The sequence below is a fragment of the Nocardia goodfellowii genome, assembly GCF_017875645.1.
Taxonomy (GTDB): domain Bacteria; phylum Actinomycetota; class Actinomycetes; order Mycobacteriales; family Mycobacteriaceae; genus Nocardia; species Nocardia goodfellowii.
On the sequence record NZ_JAGGMR010000001.1, the window covers coordinates 822,007 to 842,927 of the forward strand.

Consider the following 20,921-nt stretch of genomic DNA (forward strand, 5'->3'; position numbering starts at 1 on the left):
CCCAAGCATCCCCAAGGAGTTTTGATGCCCATCGATCTGAACGCCGCACTCGGCGCGGAGATCACCGGCCGCGAATTCGCCTGGTCACCCAGCGACGTGCAGCACTACAACCTCGCCCTCGGCGCCGGCGCGCGCTGGACCGAGCCCGCCGAACTGCGCTACCTGCGCGACCAGGACCCGCAGGTGCTGCCCTCGTTCGCGACGGTCGCGCCGACCTTCCACGAAACCGATCCGCCCAAGGTCCAATTCACCGGTATCGACATCGATCTGGCCAAGGTGGTGCACGGCAGCCAGGAGATCACGGTGCACCGCCCGATCCCGGCCGCGGGCAAGGCCACCACCGTCGGACGCGTCACCGATATCTGGGACAAGGGCTCGGCGGCGGTGATCTGGCGCGAGGACACCGTCACCGGTTCGGACGGCGAACCCCTGTGGACGGCCCGATCCTCCATCTTCGCCAAGGGCGAGGGCGGTTTCGGCGGCGAACGCGGACCCAGCACCAAGTCCGAAACACCGGACCGCGCACCCGATTTCGACGTCCGCACACCGACCCTGCCGCAGCAGGCGCTGCTGTACCGCATGTGCGGCGACCGCAACCCGCTGCACTCCGATCCCGAATTCGCCCGTGCCGCGGGTTTTCCCAACCCGATCCTGCACGGGCTGTGCACCTACGGCCTGGTGCTCAAGACCGCCACCGACACCGTCCTCGACTCCGACGCCACCCGCGTGCAGAGCTTCCGCGCCCGCTTCGCCGGAGTGCTGTACCCGGGCGAGACCATCCGCACCCGAATCTGGCTGGGGGCGGGCGAATTGGTGATCGCGGCCTCGGCCGTGGAACGTGATGACGCACCGGTGCTGGGGGATGTCGTCCTGCGGTTCCGTTAGTTCCCGCCTCGATCGGGCCGCGACCGGTGGTTTCCACCGCTCGCGGCCCGTTCCGCTATCCGGGCGCCCGCGCGGGGAACAGGAAATCCTCGCCGAAGATATGCATCCACAGGCGTTCACAGAAGTAGCCGTGGACGGTCGAGCCGAAAGCCGCCTGGCGCAGCCGCACCAGCGCCCGCTCGGGGACCTTCTCGATCAGATGATTCCGCACCGCCAGAATCGCGCCGTAACTGTGCCGTCCGACCAGGTGCCGCTCGGCGGATTCGGCGATATCCGGCAGCTCGCACATATCCAGAAAATGCGCGCACATGTTGACGCCCTCGGCCAGACGATGCAACTCCCGATACCCCCGACCGATACCCTCCGCCCCGCTGTCGACCCACTCCAGCGGCTGAAACGTACTGAGCGAGAACAATTCCGGACGCACGCGCAGACCAGGGACGAGGGACTGTTCGGGCGTCAGCAGCGCCGCAGGCGGGTACCCTATCTGCTCCTTCCAGCACCACGACAGCGGCTGCACATCGGACCAGCCCTCCGGCTCCGCCAGCAACTTCAAGAAATCCGGACTGTGCTCGAACGGATCCCCCTGACTGAGCACGGTGAACTCCCCCGCCCCCGGACCGTATTCGAGCATGTGAGTCAGATAGGTATCCGACTCGCGCCCCGCATTCCGCAGCGAGACAAACGTTTCCGCCCGCGCACGCACCGCCGCCGACACCGGCCCCGCCCCCTTGTCATAAATGTGCACCCGATACATCTCGGGCACATCCAGCACCCAGTCCAACGACTCGGTATAGCGTGCGATCACCAGATCGTGCACGCCCACGCTCGATTCCATCCCACTTCTCCCCTCCTGCGGACAGCAGATCGAGGCTACGACAATGCGCGGCAGCGGGTGATCGGTGAGCGGGACGAGCGGGCGGACGGGCGCGACTGGCACTGCAGCGGTGCGTGGTGGAACAGCACACAGCCGAGGAGGACGAGAGCGATGTCTGAGCGAAGTGACTGGGCGGAAATCCGGGATCGCCGGATGGGGGAACCGGGGGCCGAGGAGGCGTATGAGGCGGCGCGCTTGGCTTATGAACTGGGCCGGACGATCCGGCAGATGCGCGAGCAGCGGGGATGGAGTCAGTCCGGGCTGGCCGACGCGGCGGGGATGACTCAGTCCGCGGTGGCGCGATTCGAGGGCGGGGGGACGATTCCGAGCCTGCGGGTTCTCGAACGGCTCGCTTCCGCTTTGGATGCTGAGCTGGTGGTGGAGGTCAGGCCGCGGGTGGCGTAGTTACGGTGGGGTTGTGCTGAGCGGTCGCGTGGTGGGGGTGCTTGTCGGGTTGGCGGGGGTTTTGGGGGTGGGGTTCGTTGTCGCGCCGCGGGTGGTGGCCGGGTGGGGTGCGGGTGGGTTCAGCGGGGAGGCGGAAGTTCGGGAGGCGTTTCGAGGGGCGTTTGTCGAGTACTGGGGTTCTGGCGATCGGGGGTTCAGCCCGGCCATGGACGCTGTTGTCGACTACTGGTTCCGCTATCACGTGGTCAAGGCAGTGCTTGCGACGATCTTGTTGTTTGTGCTGGTCGTGATTGCAGTTCTGTTGTGGCGGAGGTACTTTCGGGATGGTGGTTTCGGTTCCGCGGCGGGCGGGATCGCGATCACGGGGGCGGCGTTGTTCTCGCTGCTGTTGGTGCTGGCCAATGTTCAGGGAGCGATCGCGCCGTTCGCCTCGCTGTTTCCGATGCTGACCGATGGTGGGGGCGAGGTGGCGGGCGTGCTCGAACAGATTGGGCGGCTGTTGCATTCGGGCGGGTCGCATCCGCCTGCGCTCGACACGATGGTCAGCGGTTTCGCGCGGTATCACGCGGCGATGGCGGTGGAATCGGTGGCGGTGGCGGTCGTGTCGCTCGGGTTGGGTGTGCTTTGGTGGGCGCGGTTCGCGATGACGAGCGAGGGCCGTGCCCGGCTCGTGTTCGGGTCGTTCGGAGCGCTGACCGTGCTGCTGACGCTCGGCATGATCGTTGTGGCAGTGGCGAATACGGGTAACGCGGCAGAACCGGAAGCAGGGTTGCTGACTCTCGTCGAGGGCGGCTGGTGACCGGTTACGCCGCAGGGCGGGCGTCGTCCTCGGTTTCGCGGCGGCGCATCGCCACGCCCTGAATTACCATGGTGTACAGCAGGATTACCAGGATCGGGGCGGCGATGGGGGCCCAGGCCAGGTGCAGCGGTACGAGGGCGGCGGCTACCGCGCAGGCGGTGAACAGGGCCGCACCCGCGACCGACGGGACAGTCGTCGGGACCACCCCGGCCGGGGCGGTGACGGTGGCCGTGTTGAGCAGGTAGGTCGTGGCGACCAATCCCGCTGCGGCGGCGGACAATACGCCCGGATCGGCGAAGGCCAGCACCCCGGCCGCCAGCAGTACGGCGACCACGGCGGCGGTACGGAACCACCAGCCGGCGGCGACCAGGACGAAGGCGGGGACGGCGGCCCAGGGGTTCAGCAACGCGACCGCGAGGATGAGCAGCAGTCCGGCGAGGACAGCCAGGAATCTGGTCATCGGCGCACCCGGGTGGCGCGGCGGCGGTGTTCGGGGATGAGGCGCATGACCTGGTCCAGCCGGGCACCTTCGGGCCAGGCGACGATGTCCACGCCGACGGTGCCCATATCGCGATACATCGAGGAACGTTCCAATTGCCACATGCGGGAGAGGGTTTCGTCCAGGCCGTCGCGGAACGGGTTGCCGCGCAGCACATCTATGACCACGACGACGTGGCCGCGTTTGCGCAGATCGATCAACGCCAGCGCGAACTGGGTGTCGAGCAGCGTGGAGAACGCGACGACGATGGCGCCCAGCGGAACCGCGGCATGCGGCGCCAGGGTGCCGGTGGTGGGTATGTGCTCGTCGCCGACGCCGAGGACGGCGTCGACGATGCGGTAGAACTGGCGGCGGCCGATATCGGGGCGCAGCCAGCGCGGCGACTGCCCGAGGCAGACGACGGCCGTGCGATCACCGGCTTGCAGGGTGGATTGCACCACCTGGGCAGCACCGCGCACCGAAAGCTCCAGCGAATCGGTGGCCGGCCCCGGCGCCTGCTCCGAAGTGTCCACCAAGACCACGACATCCGCGGACCGGTTGGTCAGTCGCTCGGTCACGTACAACCGCCCCCGGCGCGCGCTGACCGGCCAGTTCACCGTCCGCAGCTGATCACCTGGCGCGTAGGCGCGAATGTCGGCGTACTCCACGCCGGGACCGTGCTTGCGGGTGAGGTGGGTGCCGAGTCGTTCCGGAAACTCGGTGCGCGGCAATCCCATCAGTTGCGGATCGGCGATCGGATAGACGTAGAGCTGCCCCGCCGGCAGCACCGCGGTGGCGACGGCGAGCCCCGCCGGGCTGAGCGCGGAAACCCGCACCGCGGCCGGGTAGCGCCCCCACCGGTCGGCGGTGAGCGCCAGTCGCAGCCCGGCGGGCGCCGCCCCGGAATCACTGGCCTCCTCGATCGCGATGCCCAGTCCCGGCGCCGCGATGGGCTTCATCCGCAGCAGCGCGTGCCCGCTGTCGACGAACGCCGCGACGGTGAGCACCACTTCCTCGGTCTCGAAGCAGCGCAGCGTGCCGCCACCGTCGATTTGAATCCTGGTGCGCGAGAGCTGCCATGGCGCGGTCGCGAGCACGCCGAGCAGTGGGGACGCGAACACGACCAGCTGCCACCGGCCGAGCAGCACCGCGCCGGACAGGGCCGCCGCCGCGCAGATCGCCAGCATGTACACCAGCGGCGCTGGGCGCCACCGTAATTCGGCGTCGATCGTGGCGGTAGCGTCGCGGTGTCTCATGGGGCGGGGTGGGCGGGCGCGGCGGCGCGCGGGACCGGAAGACGCCGCAGCAGTTCGGAGATGACGTCCTCGCCGCGGATGCGCCGCACCCACATCTCCGGCCGCAGCGTGATCCGGTGCGCCATCGCCGGAATCGCCAGGGCCTTCACGTCTTCCGGGATGACGTAGTCGCGGCCGAGCAGCAACGCACGCGCCCGGGACATCTGCACCAGATCCAATTCCGCCCGCGGGCTCGCGCCGACCTCCACCTGCGGATGCCCGCGCGTCGCCGCGGCCAGCGCGACCACGTAACTCACCACATCCGGATGCACGGTCACGAATTCGACCGACTGCCGCATCTCCATCAGCCCCTGGGCGTCCACCACCTGGCCCACCTGCGGCTGCACCGCGCCGCGTTCCAGCCGCCGCCGGATCATCTGGGTTTCGTCGGCCTCGGACAGATACCCCAGCCGCAGTTGCATCGCGAACCGGTCCAGCTGCGCCTCGGGCAGCGGGTAGGTGCCCTCGTACTCGATCGGATTGTCGGTGGCCAGCACGATGAAAGGCTCAGGCAGCGGGTATGTTTCGCCGTCGATGCTGACCTGTCCCTCGGCCATCGCCTCCAGCAGCGCGGCCTGCGTCTTGGGCGGGGTCCGGTTGATCTCGTCGGCCAGCAGCACATTGGTGAACACCGGCCCGCGCCGGAAGTTGAAGCGGCCCGAATTCATGTCGTAGATGGTGGAGCCGAGCAGGTCGGCGGGTAGCAGGTCGGGCGTGAACTGCACCCGGGTAAATTGCAAACCCAATGCCGCGCTGAAGGATCGGGCGATGAGCGTCTTACCGAGCCCGGGTAGATCCTCGATCAGGACATGGCCGCCGGACAGCACGGCGATCATGATCAGCTGCATCTCGTCGCGCTTGCCGACGATGACCCGGGACAGTTCCCGCAGTATCGCCTCGCTGCGCTGGACCGTCAGGTCCATCGGCATCGTCATAACCTCAACCTCAACCCAATCTCACATTCGCTGCAGCCGGCGCAGGATCTCGTCCAGCGCCGCCCGTCCAGGTGCCGGCGTCGTCTGATCGCGCAGCGCCGAATTCGCCGGATCCACCCAGCGCCAGAGTTCGGCGCCGAACTGGTGCTTCCCGGCGGCTTCGATGGCCTTGCGGTTCTTGGCGACCCGCATTCCGGCCGATAGTTCGAATTCCTTGGCCAGCAGCGGCCGCAGGTGCCGGTCCCAGTCGGCGCGGGTACCGTCGGCGCGGTCGGCCAGCATCTGGGCGCGGGCCTGCCAGCGCTGCAGCATCTCCGCGGGGCCGTTGTCGATGTCGCCGGGACCGTGGTCGGCGTCCGGCGTGCGGTCCCGCAGCTGCCAGATCAGGTAGATCAGCAACAGCAGCACCGGAATTCCGGCGAGCGCCGGCAGTGCGCCGCGCGCTTTCCCGAGCGCGAATGCCTCGAACCCGAGCACGGCGAGGATCGCGGTCACCACCCAGGCGGTTCTGTTCATGCCATCACCTCCCCCTGCAGGTCGGCCAGCACGATCCGGAGCAGTTGTTCGGCCCGCAAGCGCTGCCACTCCAGCATGTCGTGCGGGCTGAACCGCGCTTCCTCGAAGAGCGCGACGAGTTCGCGGGCCGACGCGTCGTGCAGCGCGCCGTGCTCGAACGCGCGGGCCAGCACCTCCATCGGCGTGTCCGAGGCCAGGGGCGCGGCGGCGCGGTCGAAAGCGAGTCCGCGTTCCATCGCCAGATAGCAGGCGATGATCGCGGTGCGGGCGTCCTGGCCCGGGGCATTCATCGCGGCCAAGCCCATTTCGGCGGCGCGGGCCAGCGTGTCCGCCGGGGTGGCGGGCACGGTGGTCACCGGGAGCGGAGCGTCCGGGAGTTTGCGCCGCGAGGTCACGGCGACCACTACCAAACCCGCCAACGCCACCGCGATCAGGACGCCTGCGGCCAGGATGGCCAGCAGCAGCGCTGTTCCGGTCAGGGCCGCCGGAGCCGAATCGGGATCGGGCAGGTTCGTGGGGGCGTGCTCGGTCGGCGCGGTGGTCTGCGCGGGCGGCACCGATTCCGCCGGTTCCGTCGCGGGTCCGACGCCGAGATAGAACACCGCCGTGGATACCGCGACCAACAGCCCGGACGCCGCCAGCACCGCCAGCACGAGCAGTCCGATCCGGCCGAGCCGCCAATTCCCGCGCTCGGTAGCGCGATCCGGCTCCGGCATGGACAGCGGCAGCCGGTGCTGGCTGGCGATCACCCCCGCCAGCAGGATCACCACCGACACGGTGAGCAGTACCGGCATCAGCGCCACGGCCACCGCGTTCGGGACCGACCGCCCGGCGTCGGGCGTGCCCGCGCCGGGGATGTAGCCACGCAGCGCGAGGGCGGCCAGCACGAGCAGCGTGATCACAACGATCACGCGTACTATCGGCGTGCGCGCACGGACCACCCCGTAACCACCAGTTCTTCGAACAGCCTGAAACAGGCACATAGTTACATGCCGGATGGTCCGCTCGGAGGCGAATCGGCGAGTTCGAATTACTAACCGCCGGATCGATATTGGGGTTTGCTACTTTCAGACTACGGATATTGCCCGACTGGGACAGCCGAAATTTGTGAAAGCTCACCAAGGCGGCTGAGCGTGCGCGCCAGGTCCGGGACCACGACGACCTGCGCGCCCAGCTCCGCGAGCGGCACCCGGGCGAACATCGTCAGCGCCAGATCCGCGTCGTACAGCACGTCTACGAGATTGACGAAGCGCATCACCCAGTCGGCGGGCACTTCGCGCAGCGGCGGCACCGAGCACAGTGTCCAGTGCTGGAAACGGCGAGCTAGTTCGACGTAGTCGGCCGCCGAGGTCGCGATGCCACAGAGCGCTGCGAATTCGAACGCGACCGTCCCACCATCGACGGCGCGGGCCCGCACAGTGCGCGGGCCGATACTGACTTCGACCGCACGGTCCCGCACCGGTTGCGCGCCGCCGCCCTCGACCACGCTCGGCTCACCGACCACATAGTGCCCCGACCCGAAACCCTGCTTCCGGTCGTGCGTCGCCCGGGTGCGGTAGTCGATCGGGCCGTCGACGGACAGCACGTCCAGGTGCTCGACGATGCGCGCGATCGTCGGCTCGAATCGATCGTGAAACAGCGGATTAGGCAGCAAGTCCCCGGGCGGGTAGTTGGAGGTGACCACCAGCACGATGTGCCGCGCGAACAGCGCGTCGAGCAAGCGGGCGATGAGCATGGCGTCGCCGATGTCGTGCACGTGGAATTCGTCGAAGCACACCAGCCGCGCCCCGCCGAGCAGCCGATCGATGCCTTTGTCGATCGAGCGGAAGTCATGTGCCGCCGCGTGCAAACGCGCGAAGAAATCGTGGAAGTGGAAGCGCCGCTTACGGTCCGAGCGCACTGACGCGTAGAAGCGATCCATCACCATGGTCTTGCCCCGGCCGGGACGGCCGTGCAGATAGACGCCCCGGCCGCGTTCGGCCGGTCGGCCGTGCCGATCCACCAGCTCCGACAACCGCGCCAGCGCCCGGGACTGGTCGGCGTCCCACTCGATGTTCATCACTCAGCTGTAGCGGATCACCGCAGCCGGCGGACAGGGATGGTGACCGTGTCCACAACGGCTCAGTGCCAGCCGCGTTCGCTGTAGGTCGCGCCGGTGCGACGAGCCCGAATCCCGGCCATGGGATAGGCGATGATCTCCGATTCCGGCAGCCGGTCGAGCGGAAACCATTGCAGCCCATAGGATTTATCCGGCTCGCGATTGACCGGCTGCCCGGTCCAGCGGCGCGTCTCGAAGAACAGGCCGAGCCGTGCCTCCCGCCCGGGACCGACCACGTGAGCGGTGTGGATGTGACGCAGATCCACCGGGTCGATGACGACGCCGATCTCCTCCAGCGCTTCCCGCGCGGCCGCCGCGGTGGCCGGCTCGCCCAGTTCCAGTTTTCCCGCGGGCAGATGCCACAGCCCATCGAACTCGTCCTCGCCGCGACGCTTGCTCAGCAGTAACCGTCCGTCGCGGATCAGCAGCACGTGCACATCCACGAGGTGCCGGGTGGTCATCGCACTCCTCTCACATCGGAACGCGCGGGGACTCCGGCGGAAACGCGGAGCTGGGCGGCCGCCGGGCTAGAGTCACCCGCATAGCAGATCGTCGGAGCCATTCGCGGTATGAGCTCAGCGCCCGAAGGAGGTAGCGCAGCGTAACCACGCAGGGCGTAGCGAGCACCGCCAAGCAGACACCGAGATGGAGAAGCTCATGTCCCGCGGTTCGTTCTCACCCACCTTAACCCCCGCCCTGCCCGAACCCACCGGCCTCGGCCGCCGCTTCTGCGCCGAATGGGAGCCGCACACCCGCACGTTCATGTGCTGGCCCGCTCGCGACGATATCTGGGACGGCTACCTCGACGAGGTGCGCTGGAACATAGCGGAACTCGCGCGCGCCATCGCCTACTACGAAGCCGTGGTCATGCTGGCCCGCCCCGAACAGGCGGACGCGGCGCAGCGCGCGTGCGGCAGCGGAGTGCACGTGCTCCCGCTCGCGGTCGACGATCTCTGGGCCCGTGACACCATCCCGGTATTCGTGCGCGAAACCGGTGGCGTAGCCGGTGTCGACCTGAACTTCAACGGCTGGGGCGCCAAGCAGCCGCACGGCGATGACGCACTGGTCGGCCGGGAACTGTTGTCCCGTTGCCGGATTCCGCGCGTGCGCGCGTCTTTCGTAGCCGAGGGCGGGGCCTTGGAGACCGACGGCGAGGGCACGCTGCTGGTCACCGAGAGCTCGCTGGTCAACGAGAATCGCAATCCGGGCAAGACGCGCGAGGTTCTGCACGCCGAGCTGCGCGCCACCCTGGGCGTCGAGCAGGTCATCTGGTTCGACGGGGTGCGCGGCGCGGACGTCACCGACGCGCACGTCGACTGCCTGGCACGTTTCGCCGCACCCGGAGTCGTGTTGCTGGACACCGCTTTTCCCGGCGCACCGGCCGACTCCTGGTCGCGTGCCGCCGATCAGGCGCGGCAGGTGCTCGCCACCGCCGCCGACGCGCACGGCCGTCGCTTCGAGGTCATCGATCTGCCCGCACCCGACCCGTCCGTGATCACCGGCGCGGGAGACGATTTCGTCGCGAGCTACGCGAACTTCTACATCGCCAACGGCGCGGTCTTCATCCCGCGGTTCGGTGACCGTCAGGCCGATGACCGCGCGCGTGGCATCCTGCGTGAGCACTTTCCGGACCGCGATATCGTGCCCGTCTCCATCGATGAGATCGCCGCCGGTGGTGGCGGTATCCATTGCGCCACCCACGACCAGCCCGCCTGATCGGCGAGCCGGCTCTCGTCATCCCGGCGAACACCGGGATCCAGGGGACACAGACGCCACGCCTTGTGCTGGTGCCCGGCATTCTCCGGGATGACGAGAGCGCTCCCCGCGCAAACTAGTCGGCGGTCAGCACCAGGCCCGAGGTCGGTACGCCGGTGCCCGCGGTGACCACGATGTTCGTGAGGTCGCCGACCTGGTTCACGGAGCTGCCGCGAATCTGGCGGACCGCCTCGGCGATGCCGTTCATACCGTGGATATAGGCCTCCCCCAGCTGTCCGCCGTGGGTGTTCAGCGGCAGCTTGCCGCCGAGCTCGATGGCGCCGTCCGCGATGAAGTCCTTGGCTTCACCCCGCGCACAGAACCCGAGTTCCTCCAGTTGCATGAGGACGAACGGGGTGAAGTGGTCATAGAGGATGGCGGCCTGCATATCGCCTGGGCGCAAACCACTTTGGGCCCAGAGCTGGTCGCCGACCAACCCCATTTCCGGCAGGCCGGTCATGGCGTCGCGGTAGTAGGAGGTCATGACGTACTGGTCCGCGCCGGAACCCTGGGCGGCTCCCGCGATGAGAGCGGGTTTGTGCGCGAGGTCCCTGGCCCGGTCGGCGCTGGTCACGACGATGGCGACGCCGCCGTCGGTCTCCTGGCAGCAGTCCAGCAGATGCAGGGGTTCGGCGATCCAGCGGGAGGACTGATGGTCTTCCAGGGTGATCGGCTTGCCGTAGAAATGAGCGGCCGGATTGACCGCGGCGTGCTTGCGGTCGGCGACGGCGACGCGACCGAAATCCGTACTGGTGGCACCGGATACGTGCATATAGCGGCGCGCCACCATGGCTACCTGGGCGGCCGGGGTGCCGAGACCATGGGTGTAGGAGAAGGCGTTGTCCACCCCCGAGGAGGTCGGATTGCCGGTCGCCAGGTGAGTCGCGAACTGACCGAAGCGGTTTCCCGAGCGCTCGTTGAACGCGCGATAGGCCACCACGACCTCCGCCACGCCGGTGGCCACCGCCATCGCGGCCTGCTGGACGGTGGCCGCCGCCGCGCCGCCGCCGAAGGGGATGTTGGAGAAGAACTTCAGGCTGGGAATGCCCGTCGCCCGCGCCACGGCCGCCTGGGTGTTGGTGTCCATGGTGAAGGTGGTGAGACCGTCCACGTCGGCGGGGGTCAGGCCCGCGTCGGCCAGGGCGGCGGTGACGGCTTCGGCGGCCAGGCGCAGTTCGCTGCGCCCGGAGTCCTTGGAGAAGTCGGTGGCGCCGATACCGACAATGGCGGCCTTGCGGCTCAGACCCGTCACTGGCCCGCCTCCTGCAGGTGGATAACGGCTTTCGCCGTGATGTGGTCGCCGAGGCTGTCCTTACCGATCACCTCGATGGTGATGTCATCGTCCTCGATCGCGGTCACGACGCCGGTCAGGGTGAGGGTGTCGTTGGCGTACAACGGCACACCCAGCCGCAGCGCGATCGACTTGACGACAGCGCGCGGACCAGCCCAATCGGTGACGAACCGCTGCACCAGGCCGGTATCGGTGAGGATATTGACGAAGATGTCCTTGGAGCCGCGCTCGACCGCCTTGTCCCGGTCGTGGTGCACGTCCTGGAAATCACGGGTCGCCAGCGCCGAGCTGATCACGAAGGTGGGATCGGCGTGAATCACCAACTCGGGCAGGACAGTTCCTACCTCTACGCCAGTAGTCGCGGTCATCGGACGGCCTTCCAATAGGGCACGGTGTTCTCGTCGTCGAGCTTGTCGAAACCGGCTTCGACGGCCTGGCCGATCGTGACCGCACCCGGCTCGATGCCGCGCAGCTCACCGAGCATGCGCACACCCTCCTCGAGTTCGACCAGGGCCACCACATAGGGCAGCTGCCGGCCGGGGACCTTGGGCGCGTGCTGCACGACGAAACTGAAGACGGTGCCGCGCCCGGAGGCCACCACATAGTCCGTCTGCTCCGCCTTGTCCTGCCACAGCGCGGGCACCGGCGGGTGCTGGAGGGTGCCGTCCGGCCGCCGCTGGATCCGCAGTTCGCCGAGTTTGGTTCCGGCCCAGAAGAATTCGGTATCCTTGGACACGGTCGGCCGCACGCGTGCGGCGAGATCGTCGCCCGCGGCGTCCGGCTTCGGCGCGGATTTACCGGTGCCGGGCGCGAACTTCAGGATCCGGAACAGCATTTCGGTGACCAGCTCGTCCCCGACGTACCACGTGGTGCGGTAGGTGACGAACCAGCCTTCGCCGAGGCCGGTGCGCTTGGGCCCGACGATCTCGTCCAGCTTGCTGGTGACATGCACCTGCTCCCCCGGCCGCAGGTAGCGGTGATAGACCTGCTCACAGTTGGTGCCGACCACCGAGGTGAACCCGGCGTCGTCGAGCATCTGGTTGGTCGCGACCATCGGATCGTCGTCCGGCCGGACCCCGTTGAGCCCCAGCATGGTCCACACCTGCGCCATGGCGGGCGGCGCCACGATGCCCGGAAAGCCGGCCGCACGGGCCGCTTCCTCGTCGACGTAGATCGGGTTGGTGTCGCCGATGGCCTCGACCCAGTTGTTGATCATCGGCTGGTTCACCGGGTCGCGGGCGAGGCGCGGCGCGCACTCGCCCGCCGCGATGATCTTCTCACCGGCGGCCTGGATCGACTCCGGTGCAATACTTTCCGGCACGCCGGTCTCCTCGGATAGTTAGCGGGGTACCTTCGGCAACTTCAGTCCGGCGGTGGCGACCAGTTCACGCATGATCTCGTTGACGCCGCCGCCGAAGGTGATCACCAGGTTCTGCTTGGTGCGCCGGTCCAGCCAGGTGAACAGTTCGGCGGTCTCCGGATCGGCTGCGTCGCCGTAGCTGCCGACGATCTCCTCGGCCAGCCGTCCGGCCTCCTGCACCGCCTCGGTGGAATAGACCTTGGTGGCCGACGCGTCCGCGATCACGCCCATCGGATCCGCCTCGGCGCTCTCCGCCTTCGCCGCGACCTGCCAGTTGAGCAGTTCATTGAGCCGGGTCATGGCGTGGATGCGGCCGAGCGCGCGCTGCACGTCGGGCTTGCCGAGCAGGCCGCGCGGCTGGGCCCAGTCCCGGACCCGGTCGTAGAGTTGCTCGATCTTGCCGGACGGGCCCAGCCCCACCCGTTCGTGATTGAGCTGGGTGGTGATGAGTTTCCAACCCCGGTTCTCTTCTCCGACAAGCATGTTCGCGGGCACGCGGACGTTGTCGAAGTAGGTGGCGTTGGTGTGGTGCGCGCCGTCGCAGGTGATGATCGGCGTCCAGGAGTAGCCCGGATCCTTGGTGTCCACGATCAAGATCGTGATGCCCCGATGCCGGGATTCCACCGATCCGGTGCGGCAGGCCAGCCAGATGTAGTCGGCCTCGTGCGCGCCGGTGGTGAAGGTCTTCTGCCCGTTGACGATCCAGTCACCGTTCGCGTCGCGCACCGCGGCGGTGCGCAACGCGGCCAGATCCGTACCGGCGTCCGGTTCGGAGTAGCCGATCGCGAAATGGATGTCACCGGACAGGATTCCGGGCAGGAACCGCTGCTTCTGCTCGGGGGTACCGAACGTCTGCAGGGTCGGGCCCACGGTCAGCAGCGTCACCAACGGCAGCGGCACATCCGCGCGCACCGCCTCGTTGTAGAAGATCTGCTGTTCGACCGCGCCGAAACCCTGACCGCCGTACTCCTTCGGCCAGCCCACCCCGAGCCAGCCGTCCCGGCCCATACGCTTGACCACCTCGCGGTAGGCGTCGCCGTGCCGGTTGACCCGCATCTCCGCCTCCTCCTCGGGAGTCACGAGACCGGTGAAGTAGGAACGTAATTCGTCGCGCAGACGGCGCTGCTCGGTGGTCAGGTCGATGAACATCTGGCCCCCAATCGGTCGAGTCGGAACGACGCGCCGCCGAGCCAGCGGGCGATGTCCTTGGCCTGTGAGTAGTAGCGGTGCATCGGGTGGGTCACGTCGACGCCGATGCCGCCGTGCAGGTGATGGCATTTCTGCATGGCCGCGGGCAGTTCCGAGGTCACGGTGTAGGCCAGTACCTCCAGATCATCGTCGATCCGCTCCTGGTGCTGCGGACTCGGATCCGGCTGCGCCAGCGCCCAATTCGCCGACACCGCGGCCACGTGCAGGGTGCGCGAGACGACATACAGGTCGGCGATCTGCTGGGCGACCGCTTGGAATTCGGCCAGCGGCCGGTTGAACTGGTGCCGGGTGCGCAGATGCTCGGCGGTGAGCACCAGCGCGCCCTTGAGCAGGCCGTCCGCGACGGAGCCGATCGAGGCCACCGCGATGCGGTGCAGGTCGGCCAGGCCGCCGGGCAGCAACTGCTCGACCGGGATCGCCACCTCCTCGAGCCGTACCGAGCACTCCGGCATGCCGCCGGACACCGGCGAGGGGATCCGGCTCAGTCCTGGTGCATCCGAGTCGACCAGCGCCAGACCGGAATTCGTGGGAATCAGCAGCCAGCGTGCTTCCGCGGCGTAGGGCACCGCGACCTTGTGCCCGGTGATGCGCGCGGTATCGCCCTCGACCACCGCGGTCGTCTCCGGCTCGACCACGAACGGCGCGCCGGGTTCGCTCAACGCCGCGGTCAGGACCGCGCCCTCGGCCACCGCCGGGAACACCCGGTCGGCGACCTTGTCGGGTAGTGCGGCGATCAACGGCAGCAACGCGAACCCGAAGGTGGGCAGGGCGGGCACCGCGACCGCGTCGGTGGCGAGTTCGGTCAGCAGGACCGAGATTTCCGGTAGCCCCATGTCGTCGCCGCCGAAACGTTCCGGCAGCGCCACCGCCGGCAGTCCACTGCCGACCAGGCTCGGCCACAACGTGTAGTCACGCGCCGATTCCCGCTCCAGCAAACTCACGACGACTTCGGCTACCGCGTCGGGGCCTTCGTCCCTGGTGAAATCCATGGTGATCTCCAGTTGCCTAGCTGTCCGCGTCACGCGGCAGGCCGAGAATCCGCTCGCCGGCGACCGTCAGCAGAATCTGCTCGGTCCCTCCGGCAATCGACAGACAGCGGGTGAGCAGGAATTCCTTGACTACATCGGTGTCCTGGGCGCCGGCGCCGCCGGCCGCCTCCACCGCGAATTCGGCCACCGCCTGCCGATGCCGCACGCCGACCAGCTTGCGCACGCTGCTCTGTGCTCCGGCATCGCCGCCCGCCAGTGTCTTGACCAGAGCGCGCTGCTCCAGCAACAACCCGGCGATTGCCTCGGCGACGAACCCGCCCAGCCGATCGTTGTGCAACTCCGCGCCCGGCCCGGTGGCGGGCAGCTTGGCGACCAGTTCCTCGAGAACCGGACCGATGCCGTTGCCGCCCATGGCGATCCGCTCCGCGGACAGCGTCGACCGCGCGATCTTCCAGCCGTTGTTCAGCGCACCGACCAGGCAGTCCTCCGGCACGAACACCTCGTCGAGGAACACCTCGCTGAACCGCGCCTCACCGGTGATCTGCTTCATCGGCCGCACGTCGACGCCGTTGCTGTGCATATCGACGAGGAAGTAGCTGATGCCTCGATGCTTGGGCGCGTCGGGGTCGGTGCGGGCCAGGCAGATGCCCCAATTCGCCTTGTCGCCAAGGGAAGTCCACACCTTCTGCCCGTTGAGCACCCAGCCGCCCTCGACCCGTTTCGCGGTGGTCCGCAGCGCGGCCAGATCCGAGCCGGCGCCCGGCTCCGAGAAGAGCTGGCACCACACGACTTCCTCCCGCAGCGTCGGCCAGGCGAAGCGCTCGACCTGCTCCGGGGTGCCGTGCTGCAGCAGCGTCGGGATGGCCCAGCCCGCGACGGCCAGGTCGGGCGGCTGTAGGCCGTGCTTGCGCAGTTCCTCCGAAATCACCAAGCCCGTCATAGGATTGGCGCTGCGGCCGTAGGGCGCGGGCCAGTGCGGCATGGCCAGCCCGGCCTCGACGATCGCGGGGCCCTGCTGTTCCACCGGCAGCGCGGCGATCGCGGCCACCTCGGCGGCGTAATCCGCCACGGGAGCGTCGTCCACTGCCGCGAAAACCTGATCCGCCCCGGTGGTCCGGCGTTGTCCGGCCCGGGTCAGTTCGGTCACCCGGGCCCGCCAGCGCGCGGAACCACCGAGCAGCGCGCGCAGCGCGGTAGCCCGGCGCAGATAGAAATGCGCGTCGTGCTCCCAGGTGAATCCGATACCGCCGAGCACCTGAATACAATCCTTCGCGGTATCCACGGCGGCGTCCAGCGAGATCGCGGCGGCGATGGCGGCGGCGATCGGCAGTTCCGCGCCACCGTCGTCGGTCGCCGCGGCGGCATCGGCGGCGACCGCGCGAATCAACTCGGTCCGGCACAGCATCCATGCGCAAATATGTTTGAGCGCTTGAAAGGATCCGATTTTGCGGCCGAATTGCTCACGCACCTTGGCGTATTCGACCGCGGTCTCCAGGCACCAGCCCGCCAGCCCGGCGAGTTCGGCGGTGGCCAGCACCACGACGAGATTCTCGACGTCGTGCGGGGAGTCGAAGACCCGGTCCGCGGGCACCGGGACATCGACGCAGTGCACTCGGGCCAGTGGCGTGCTCGAGTCGAGTGGCGCCAGCGCTTCCACCCGCAGCCCCTCGGCGTCCGGGGGCAGCAGGCACCACCGCGGTCCCTCCGGCGTTCGCACGCCCAGGAGCACCGAAGTGCCTGGGGCAGCGCCGAGTACCGAATTCCAGGCACCGTTCAGCAACACGGACTCGGATGCGGCTAGTACACTCGGCGGGTCGAGCGCGACCCCGCACGGCATGTTCTCGTCGAGCGCGCCGGCGGTGACCAGATTCGCCAAAGCCGTTGTCAGGACGGGTCCGCCGACCAGGTCGTGCGCCGCCTGTTCCACCAGTACGGCGAGGTCGGTCACCGTGCCACCGGCGCCACCCGCGTCCTCGGCGACCGCGACCCGGAAGATCCCGAGGTCGGCCAGCGCGGGCCAGTAGGCGTGCCAGAAGTTCGTGCCCTGGTCTCGCATTGTTGCAATTGGACGCACCGTTCCGGCCCATCCACGCATCGACTCCTGAACGGCTTTATGCTCGTCAGTGGTGGCGATGGTCACACTCCGTACCGCCTTTCCGGCGTGACTCCCACACCTAGAACATGTTCTAATATCCTAGCCCGGCGGAAGTCAAGAGACGTACCCTCCTACCGGACGCAACCGCGCATGCCAGCCAGCCGACGAAACGACGTTTCAGGAAAGGACTTTCACCTATGGCCAGTCCATCCCGATCGCAGGCCGCCGACACGAACTCAGCGCGGCCCGCGACGGTGACCACTCTCAGCGAGGACGAACTGAGTTCGGCAGCGCAGCGCGAACGGCGCAAGCGGATCTTGGACGCGACGCTGGCACTGGCCTCCAAGGGCGGATACGACGCGGTGCAGATGCGCGCCGTCGCCGAACGCGCGGACGTCGCGGTGGGCACGCTGTACCGGTACTTCCCCTCCAAGGTGCACCTGCTGGTCTCGGCGCTCTCGCGCGAGTTCGAGCAGATCGAAGGCAAACGCCGCCAGCTTGCCGGCGAGACGCCCCGCGAGCGCATGCACCTGCTGCTCACCTCGATCACCCGGATGATGCAGCGCGACCCGCTGCTCACCGAGGCCATGACCCGCGCCTTCATGTTCGCCGACGCGTCGGCGGCCGCGGAGGTCGATCGGGTCGGCAAAGTGATGGATCGGGTGTTCGCGCGCGCCATGAACGACGGCGAACCGACCGAGCGTCAGCTGGCCATCGCCCGCGTCATCAGTGACGTGTGGCTGTCGAATCTGGTGGCCTGGCTCACCCGCCGCGCTTCTGCGACCGATGTCACAGACCGGCTGGAACTGACCGTCGATCTGCTGCTCGGCGACCAGGCTGCGAAATAGCCAGCACCTCTGGACGCCGGTTCGTTCGTGTTCGGTAGCCCCGTGGGCCCACAACTGTGCGGCCACGGGGCTACCGTGGTTTTATGCCGACTGAACCACATAACGGCAACCAGCCCGCGAACGATAATGTCCAGCAGAGCGACTCATTTCCGGCAAAAACACCGAACCGCCGTAATTCTTGTACCGGCGGGGTCGCACTCGATCTTGGTAACGTGGCCCGAGCCGCGCCGGTCGCCGGTTACCGGCGAGTTACCTGCTTGTTAACTGGGAATATCGGCCTCCGCACACGCAATCCTGCGCACGCACACCGGCGCGTTGCCGTGCGGCAAATTCAACACAGTATTGTTCTGCCCGCCCCCGTATTAACTCCTCCGATCACTAGGTTGGATGCGTGAGCGCACAGGATCTGCCACAAGAACTTCGCCGTGCTTTGTCCACGGTCGCGCGCGAGCCACGGCTCTTGGTCGCATCGGACTACGACGGGACCATCGCGCCCATCGTCTCCGACCCGGCAAAAGCGTATCCCCACCGGGAATCGGTGAGCGCGCTACGCGCCCTCGCCGGCCTGACCGGGACTACCGCCGCCGTCATCTCGGGTCGCGCGCTGCGCGACCTCGCCGCACTGTCCCGATTGCCCGTCGAGGTGCAACTGATCGGTAGTCACGGTTCGGAATTCGATGTCGGCTTCGTGCACGCGATCGATAGCGACGCCCGGCAACTACTGCAAGAGGTACAGACGTCGCTGACCCAGATCGCCGAAGACAATCCCGGCGCCTCGGTCGAGGTGAAACCGGCCAGCGTGGCCCTGCATGTCCGCAACGCCAGCCCCGAAATCGGCCGCCGCGCACTGAATTCCGTGCGCCAAGGCCCGGCCTGCTGGGTCGGCGTGCAGACCACCGAGGGTAAACAGGTCATCGAACTAGCCGTGATCCCGACCGACAAGGGCACCGCGCTGGACACCATCCGGCATCAGGAGGGCGCGACCGCGGCGGTCTTCTTCGGTGACGACGTCACCGATGAGAAGGCCTTCCGCGTGCTGTCCGGGCCCGACCTGGGCATCAAGGTCGGCGACGGCGAGAGCCTGGCCCGGTTCCGCGTCGACAGCACCGAAATGGTTTCCAAGGCACTGGCTTTCCTGCTCGAGGAACGCCGCACCTGGTTGGCCGGTGCCAGCGCCCCCCGAATCGAACGGCTGACCATGCTGGCCAGCCCTCGCTCGGTCGCACTGCTCACCCCCGACGCCACGGTGACCTGGTTCTGTCATCCGGAACCGGATTCGGCCGCGGTGTTCGCACATCTGCTCGGCGGGCCGCAGGCCGGCCACTTCAGCATCGCGCCGCAGCGCGCCGGACTCCCGCTGTCGCAGCGCTACGTCGACGGCACCATGACCGTCGAGACCCGTTGGGCGAGTTTGGGAGTCATCGACTACCTGCCGCACGACGTGAACCCCGACCGGACCGATCTGACCCGGGTGATCACCGGTGACGCGAAGGCGGTCGTCACTTTCGCGCCGCGTCCGGAATTCGGCCAGGTGCCGGTGAGCATCCAGTGCGAGCCCACCGGGCTGCGCGTGCTCGGCACCAACGATCCGATGGTGCTGCGCTCCCCCGGCGTGCAGTGGCAGATCGACACCGACGGCACCCACGATGTCGCCACCGCGGTCGTGGACCCCTCGAACGGACCGATCGTGCTGGAACTGCGCTGCGGTACACAGGATCTCGCGCCCGCGATGACCGCCGAGCCGAAGCGCCGGCAGCAGGCCGAGCAGTACTGGACCCAGTGGGCCGGCCGGCTCGAATTGCCTTCGCTCAAACCGGATCTGATGAAGCGCTCGGCGCTGACGCTGCGCGGCCTGGTGCACGCGCCCTCCGGGTCCATCCTCGCCGCGGCCACCACATCGCTGCCGGAAGACCTCGGCGGCGTCCGCAACTGGGACTACCGCTACTGCTGGCTCCGCGACGCCGCGCTGACCGCGTCCGCGCTCGTCTCGCTCGGGTCCCTCGAGGAGGCCGAGAACTTCCTCGGCTGGGTGCACCGGGTCCTGGAAACGCTGCCGGGTCCCGAGCGGTTGCACCCGCTGTACACCATCTACGGCGAGACCCTGCCCCCGGAAGCGGTCATCGACCAGCTGCCCGGCTATGCGGGTTCGCGCCCGGTCCGCGTCGGCAACGCGGCGAATATGCAGGTGCAGCTCGACGTGTTCGGCCCGATCGTCGACCTCATCGCGACGCTGGCGCACGCGCGCGAACGGCAGGGCAGCACCAACCCGGCCGAGACGCTGCCGGACGCGGACTGGGAACTCGTGCACGCCATGTGCTCGGCGGTGCAGCGGCGCTGGACCGAGCCCGATCACGGCATCTGGGAGATCCGCGGCAACCCGCGGCACCACGTGTACTCGAAGGTGATGGGCTGGCTCACCGTCGACCGGGCCATCACCCTGGCGCAGAAGTTCGACCGGACCGTGGACCCGGCCTGGGTCGAGCTGCGCGACACCATCGCCGACGAGGTGAAGACCAAGGGCTGGAACGACGAGGTGCAGTCGTACACGGCCGCCTACGACGGCACCGACCTGGACGCCGCGACGCTGCACATCGGCTTGAGCGGGCTCATCGACCCCTCCGATCCGCGGTTCGCGGCGACCGTCGTGGCCACCGAGGCGGAGCTGCGCAGCGGCTCGACCGTCTACCGGTACCACCACGACGACGGGCTGCCCGGTGGCGAGGGTGGCTTCCACCTGTGCGCGGCCTGGCTGGTCGAGGCCTATCTACTGATCGGCAAACGTTCCGACGCCGAGGCATTGTTCGCTCAGCTGGTAGACGTGGCGGGCCCGACCGGCCTGCTCAGCGAGGAATACGACCCGGTTGCGGAGCGGTCGCTGGGCAACCATCCGCAGGCCTACAGCCACCTCGGCCTGCTGCGCTGTGCCCAGCTGCTCGGCCAGCCCGCCGACGTCCTCGTCTGACAGTTTCACCGTTCGACCGACGCCACGTCCCGCCGCTGTCCGGCGGTGGGACGTGGCGTTCGGCATTGCTGGGACAGTGCTGGGGCGGCGGCGCGGCGGTTCTCGATTTGCGGTGCCCTGGTAA

At 68.2% G+C, this 20,921-nt stretch carries 20 protein-coding genes; 6 read left to right on the forward strand and 14 right to left on the reverse strand.

All coding sequences use genetic code 11. The features are described 5' to 3' along the window. The first annotated feature begins 24 nt into the window (after positions 1–24). Positions 25–885, forward strand: coding sequence for an enoyl-CoA hydratase ChsH3 (gene chsH3 / locus BJ987_RS03320; RefSeq protein WP_209884554.1), 861 nt, complete (start codon positions 25–27; stop codon positions 883–885). 55 nt (positions 886–940) lie between these two features. On the opposite strand, the gene BJ987_RS03325 is transcribed toward chsH3, so the two are convergent. Beyond that, positions 941–1,723: a hypothetical protein gene (locus BJ987_RS03325; RefSeq protein ID WP_209884556.1), complete on the reverse strand. Its 783-nt coding sequence runs from the start codon at positions 1,721–1,723 to the stop codon at positions 941–943. A 150-nt stretch (positions 1,724–1,873) separates the two neighbouring features. Between BJ987_RS03325 and BJ987_RS03330 the strand changes: the two genes are divergently transcribed. Beyond that, positions 1,874–2,167 carry a helix-turn-helix domain-containing protein gene (locus BJ987_RS03330; protein ID WP_209884558.1) on the forward strand — a complete coding sequence of 98 codons (294 nt, stop codon included), beginning with the start codon at positions 1,874–1,876 and terminating at the stop codon, positions 2,165–2,167. A 13-nt stretch (positions 2,168–2,180) separates the two neighbouring features. After that, positions 2,181–2,966, forward strand: coding sequence for a hypothetical protein (locus tag BJ987_RS03335; RefSeq protein WP_209884560.1), 786 nt, complete (start codon positions 2,181–2,183; stop codon positions 2,964–2,966). A gap of 4 nt (positions 2,967–2,970) precedes the next feature. Here the strand turns inward: BJ987_RS03335 and BJ987_RS03340 are convergent, their stop codons facing one another. From BJ987_RS03340 to BJ987_RS03370, 7 genes are all read right to left on the reverse strand, one after another. Further along, complete coding sequence (locus tag BJ987_RS03340; RefSeq protein WP_209884562.1) at positions 2,971–3,426, reverse strand: hypothetical protein; 456 nt, start codon at positions 3,424–3,426, stop codon at positions 2,971–2,973. Next, complete coding sequence (locus BJ987_RS03345; RefSeq protein WP_209884564.1) at positions 3,423–4,700, reverse strand: DUF58 domain-containing protein; 1,278 nt, start codon at positions 4,698–4,700, stop codon at positions 3,423–3,425. Before BJ987_RS03345 ends, BJ987_RS03340 begins: the two co-directional genes overlap by 4 nt. After that, positions 4,697–5,674, reverse strand: a complete 978-nt coding sequence (locus BJ987_RS03350; RefSeq protein ID WP_209884566.1) for an AAA family ATPase — start codon at positions 5,672–5,674, stop codon at positions 4,697–4,699. Before BJ987_RS03350 ends, BJ987_RS03345 begins: the two co-directional genes overlap by 4 nt. A gap of 21 nt (positions 5,675–5,695) precedes the next feature. After that, positions 5,696–6,190, reverse strand: a complete 495-nt coding sequence (locus tag BJ987_RS03355) for a hypothetical protein (RefSeq protein ID WP_209884568.1) — start codon at positions 6,188–6,190, stop codon at positions 5,696–5,698. Further along, positions 6,187–7,101, reverse strand: a complete 915-nt coding sequence (locus tag BJ987_RS03360) for a DUF4129 domain-containing protein (protein ID WP_307869442.1) — start codon at positions 7,099–7,101, stop codon at positions 6,187–6,189. Before BJ987_RS03360 ends, BJ987_RS03355 begins: the two co-directional genes overlap by 4 nt. A 161-nt stretch (positions 7,102–7,262) precedes the next feature. Further along, positions 7,263–8,249 (reverse strand): cell division protein ZapE, encoded by a 987-nt coding sequence (gene zapE, locus BJ987_RS03365; RefSeq protein ID WP_209884572.1) that lies wholly within the window; start codon positions 8,247–8,249, stop codon positions 7,263–7,265. Between the two features lie 62 nt (positions 8,250–8,311). Further along, positions 8,312–8,749, reverse strand: coding sequence for an NUDIX domain-containing protein (locus tag BJ987_RS03370; RefSeq protein ID WP_209884574.1), 438 nt, complete (start codon positions 8,747–8,749; stop codon positions 8,312–8,314). Positions 8,750–8,933: 184 nt separating this feature from the next. Between BJ987_RS03370 and BJ987_RS03375 the strand changes: the two genes are divergently transcribed. Further along, positions 8,934–10,004 (forward strand): agmatine deiminase family protein, encoded by a 1,071-nt coding sequence (locus BJ987_RS03375; protein ID WP_209884576.1) that lies wholly within the window; start codon positions 8,934–8,936, stop codon positions 10,002–10,004. A 115-nt stretch (positions 10,005–10,119) separates the two neighbouring features. On the opposite strand, the gene BJ987_RS03380 is transcribed toward BJ987_RS03375, so the two are convergent. The 6 genes from BJ987_RS03380 to BJ987_RS03405 are packed head-to-tail and all read right to left on the reverse strand — an operon-like array spanning position 10,120 to position 17,032. Beyond that, complete coding sequence (locus tag BJ987_RS03380) at positions 10,120–11,295, reverse strand: lipid-transfer protein (protein ID WP_209884578.1); 1,176 nt, start codon at positions 11,293–11,295, stop codon at positions 10,120–10,122. Further along, positions 11,292–11,702: a MaoC family dehydratase gene (locus tag BJ987_RS03385; RefSeq protein ID WP_209884580.1), complete on the reverse strand. Its 411-nt coding sequence runs from the start codon at positions 11,700–11,702 to the stop codon at positions 11,292–11,294. The genes BJ987_RS03380 and BJ987_RS03385 overlap by 4 nt, the downstream gene beginning before the upstream one ends. Further along, positions 11,699–12,655 carry a bifunctional MaoC family dehydratase N-terminal/OB-fold nucleic acid binding domain-containing protein gene (locus tag BJ987_RS03390; protein ID WP_209884582.1) on the reverse strand — a complete coding sequence of 319 codons (957 nt, stop codon included), beginning with the start codon at positions 12,653–12,655 and terminating at the stop codon, positions 11,699–11,701. The genes BJ987_RS03385 and BJ987_RS03390 overlap by 4 nt, the downstream gene beginning before the upstream one ends. An 18-nt stretch (positions 12,656–12,673) precedes the next feature. Continuing rightward, positions 12,674–13,843, reverse strand: a complete 1,170-nt coding sequence (locus BJ987_RS03395; protein WP_209884584.1) for an acyl-CoA dehydrogenase family protein — start codon at positions 13,841–13,843, stop codon at positions 12,674–12,676. Continuing rightward, positions 13,828–14,892: an acyl-CoA dehydrogenase family protein gene (locus tag BJ987_RS03400; protein ID WP_209884586.1), complete on the reverse strand. Its 1,065-nt coding sequence runs from the start codon at positions 14,890–14,892 to the stop codon at positions 13,828–13,830. The genes BJ987_RS03395 and BJ987_RS03400 overlap by 16 nt, the downstream gene beginning before the upstream one ends. A 16-nt stretch (positions 14,893–14,908) precedes the next feature. Next, positions 14,909–17,032 (reverse strand): acyl-CoA dehydrogenase family protein, encoded by a 2,124-nt coding sequence (locus BJ987_RS03405; protein ID WP_209884588.1) that lies wholly within the window; start codon positions 17,030–17,032, stop codon positions 14,909–14,911. A 152-nt stretch (positions 17,033–17,184) separates the two neighbouring features. Between BJ987_RS03405 and kstR the strand changes: the two genes are divergently transcribed. Then, positions 17,185–17,835 carry a cholesterol catabolism transcriptional regulator KstR gene (gene kstR, locus BJ987_RS03410; RefSeq protein WP_209884590.1) on the forward strand — a complete coding sequence of 217 codons (651 nt, stop codon included), beginning with the start codon at positions 17,185–17,187 and terminating at the stop codon, positions 17,833–17,835. 391 nt (positions 17,836–18,226) lie between these two features. Continuing rightward, entirely contained in the window at positions 18,227–20,797 is a 2,571-nt protein-coding gene (otsB, locus tag BJ987_RS03415) for a trehalose-phosphatase (RefSeq protein WP_209884592.1), read from the forward strand. Positions 20,798–20,921 lie beyond the last annotated feature (124 nt).

Coding starts and splice junctions, on each gene's coding strand:
- zapE (WP_209884572.1), bottom strand. CDS start 8,249: ATGAACATCGAGTGGGACGCCGACCAGTCCCGGGCGCTGGCGCGGTTG.
- BJ987_RS03370 (WP_209884574.1), bottom strand. CDS start 8,749: ATGACCACCCGGCACCTCGTGGATGTGCACGTGCTGCTGATCCGCGAC.
- BJ987_RS03330 (WP_209884558.1), top strand. CDS start 1,874: ATGTCTGAGCGAAGTGACTGGGCGGAAATCCGGGATCGCCGGATGGGG.
- BJ987_RS03395 (WP_209884584.1), bottom strand. CDS start 13,843: ATGTTCATCGACCTGACCACCGAGCAGCGCCGTCTGCGCGACGAATTA.
- BJ987_RS03400 (WP_209884586.1), bottom strand. CDS start 14,892: ATGGATTTCACCAGGGACGAAGGCCCCGACGCGGTAGCCGAAGTCGTC.
- BJ987_RS03325 (WP_209884556.1), bottom strand. CDS start 1,723: ATGGAATCGAGCGTGGGCGTGCACGATCTGGTGATCGCACGCTATACC.
- BJ987_RS03345 (WP_209884564.1), bottom strand. CDS start 4,700: ATGAGACACCGCGACGCTACCGCCACGATCGACGCCGAATTACGGTGG.
- BJ987_RS03385 (WP_209884580.1), bottom strand. CDS start 11,702: ATGACCGCGACTACTGGCGTAGAGGTAGGAACTGTCCTGCCCGAGTTG.
- BJ987_RS03355 (WP_209884568.1), bottom strand. CDS start 6,190: ATGAACAGAACCGCCTGGGTGGTGACCGCGATCCTCGCCGTGCTCGGG.
- BJ987_RS03340 (WP_209884562.1), bottom strand. CDS start 3,426: ATGACCAGATTCCTGGCTGTCCTCGCCGGACTGCTGCTCATCCTCGCG.
- BJ987_RS03350 (WP_209884566.1), bottom strand. CDS start 5,674: ATGACGATGCCGATGGACCTGACGGTCCAGCGCAGCGAGGCGATACTG.
- BJ987_RS03375 (WP_209884576.1), top strand. CDS start 8,934: ATGGAGAAGCTCATGTCCCGCGGTTCGTTCTCACCCACCTTAACCCCC.
- kstR (WP_209884590.1), top strand. CDS start 17,185: ATGGCCAGTCCATCCCGATCGCAGGCCGCCGACACGAACTCAGCGCGG.
- chsH3 (WP_209884554.1), top strand. CDS start 25: ATGCCCATCGATCTGAACGCCGCACTCGGCGCGGAGATCACCGGCCGC.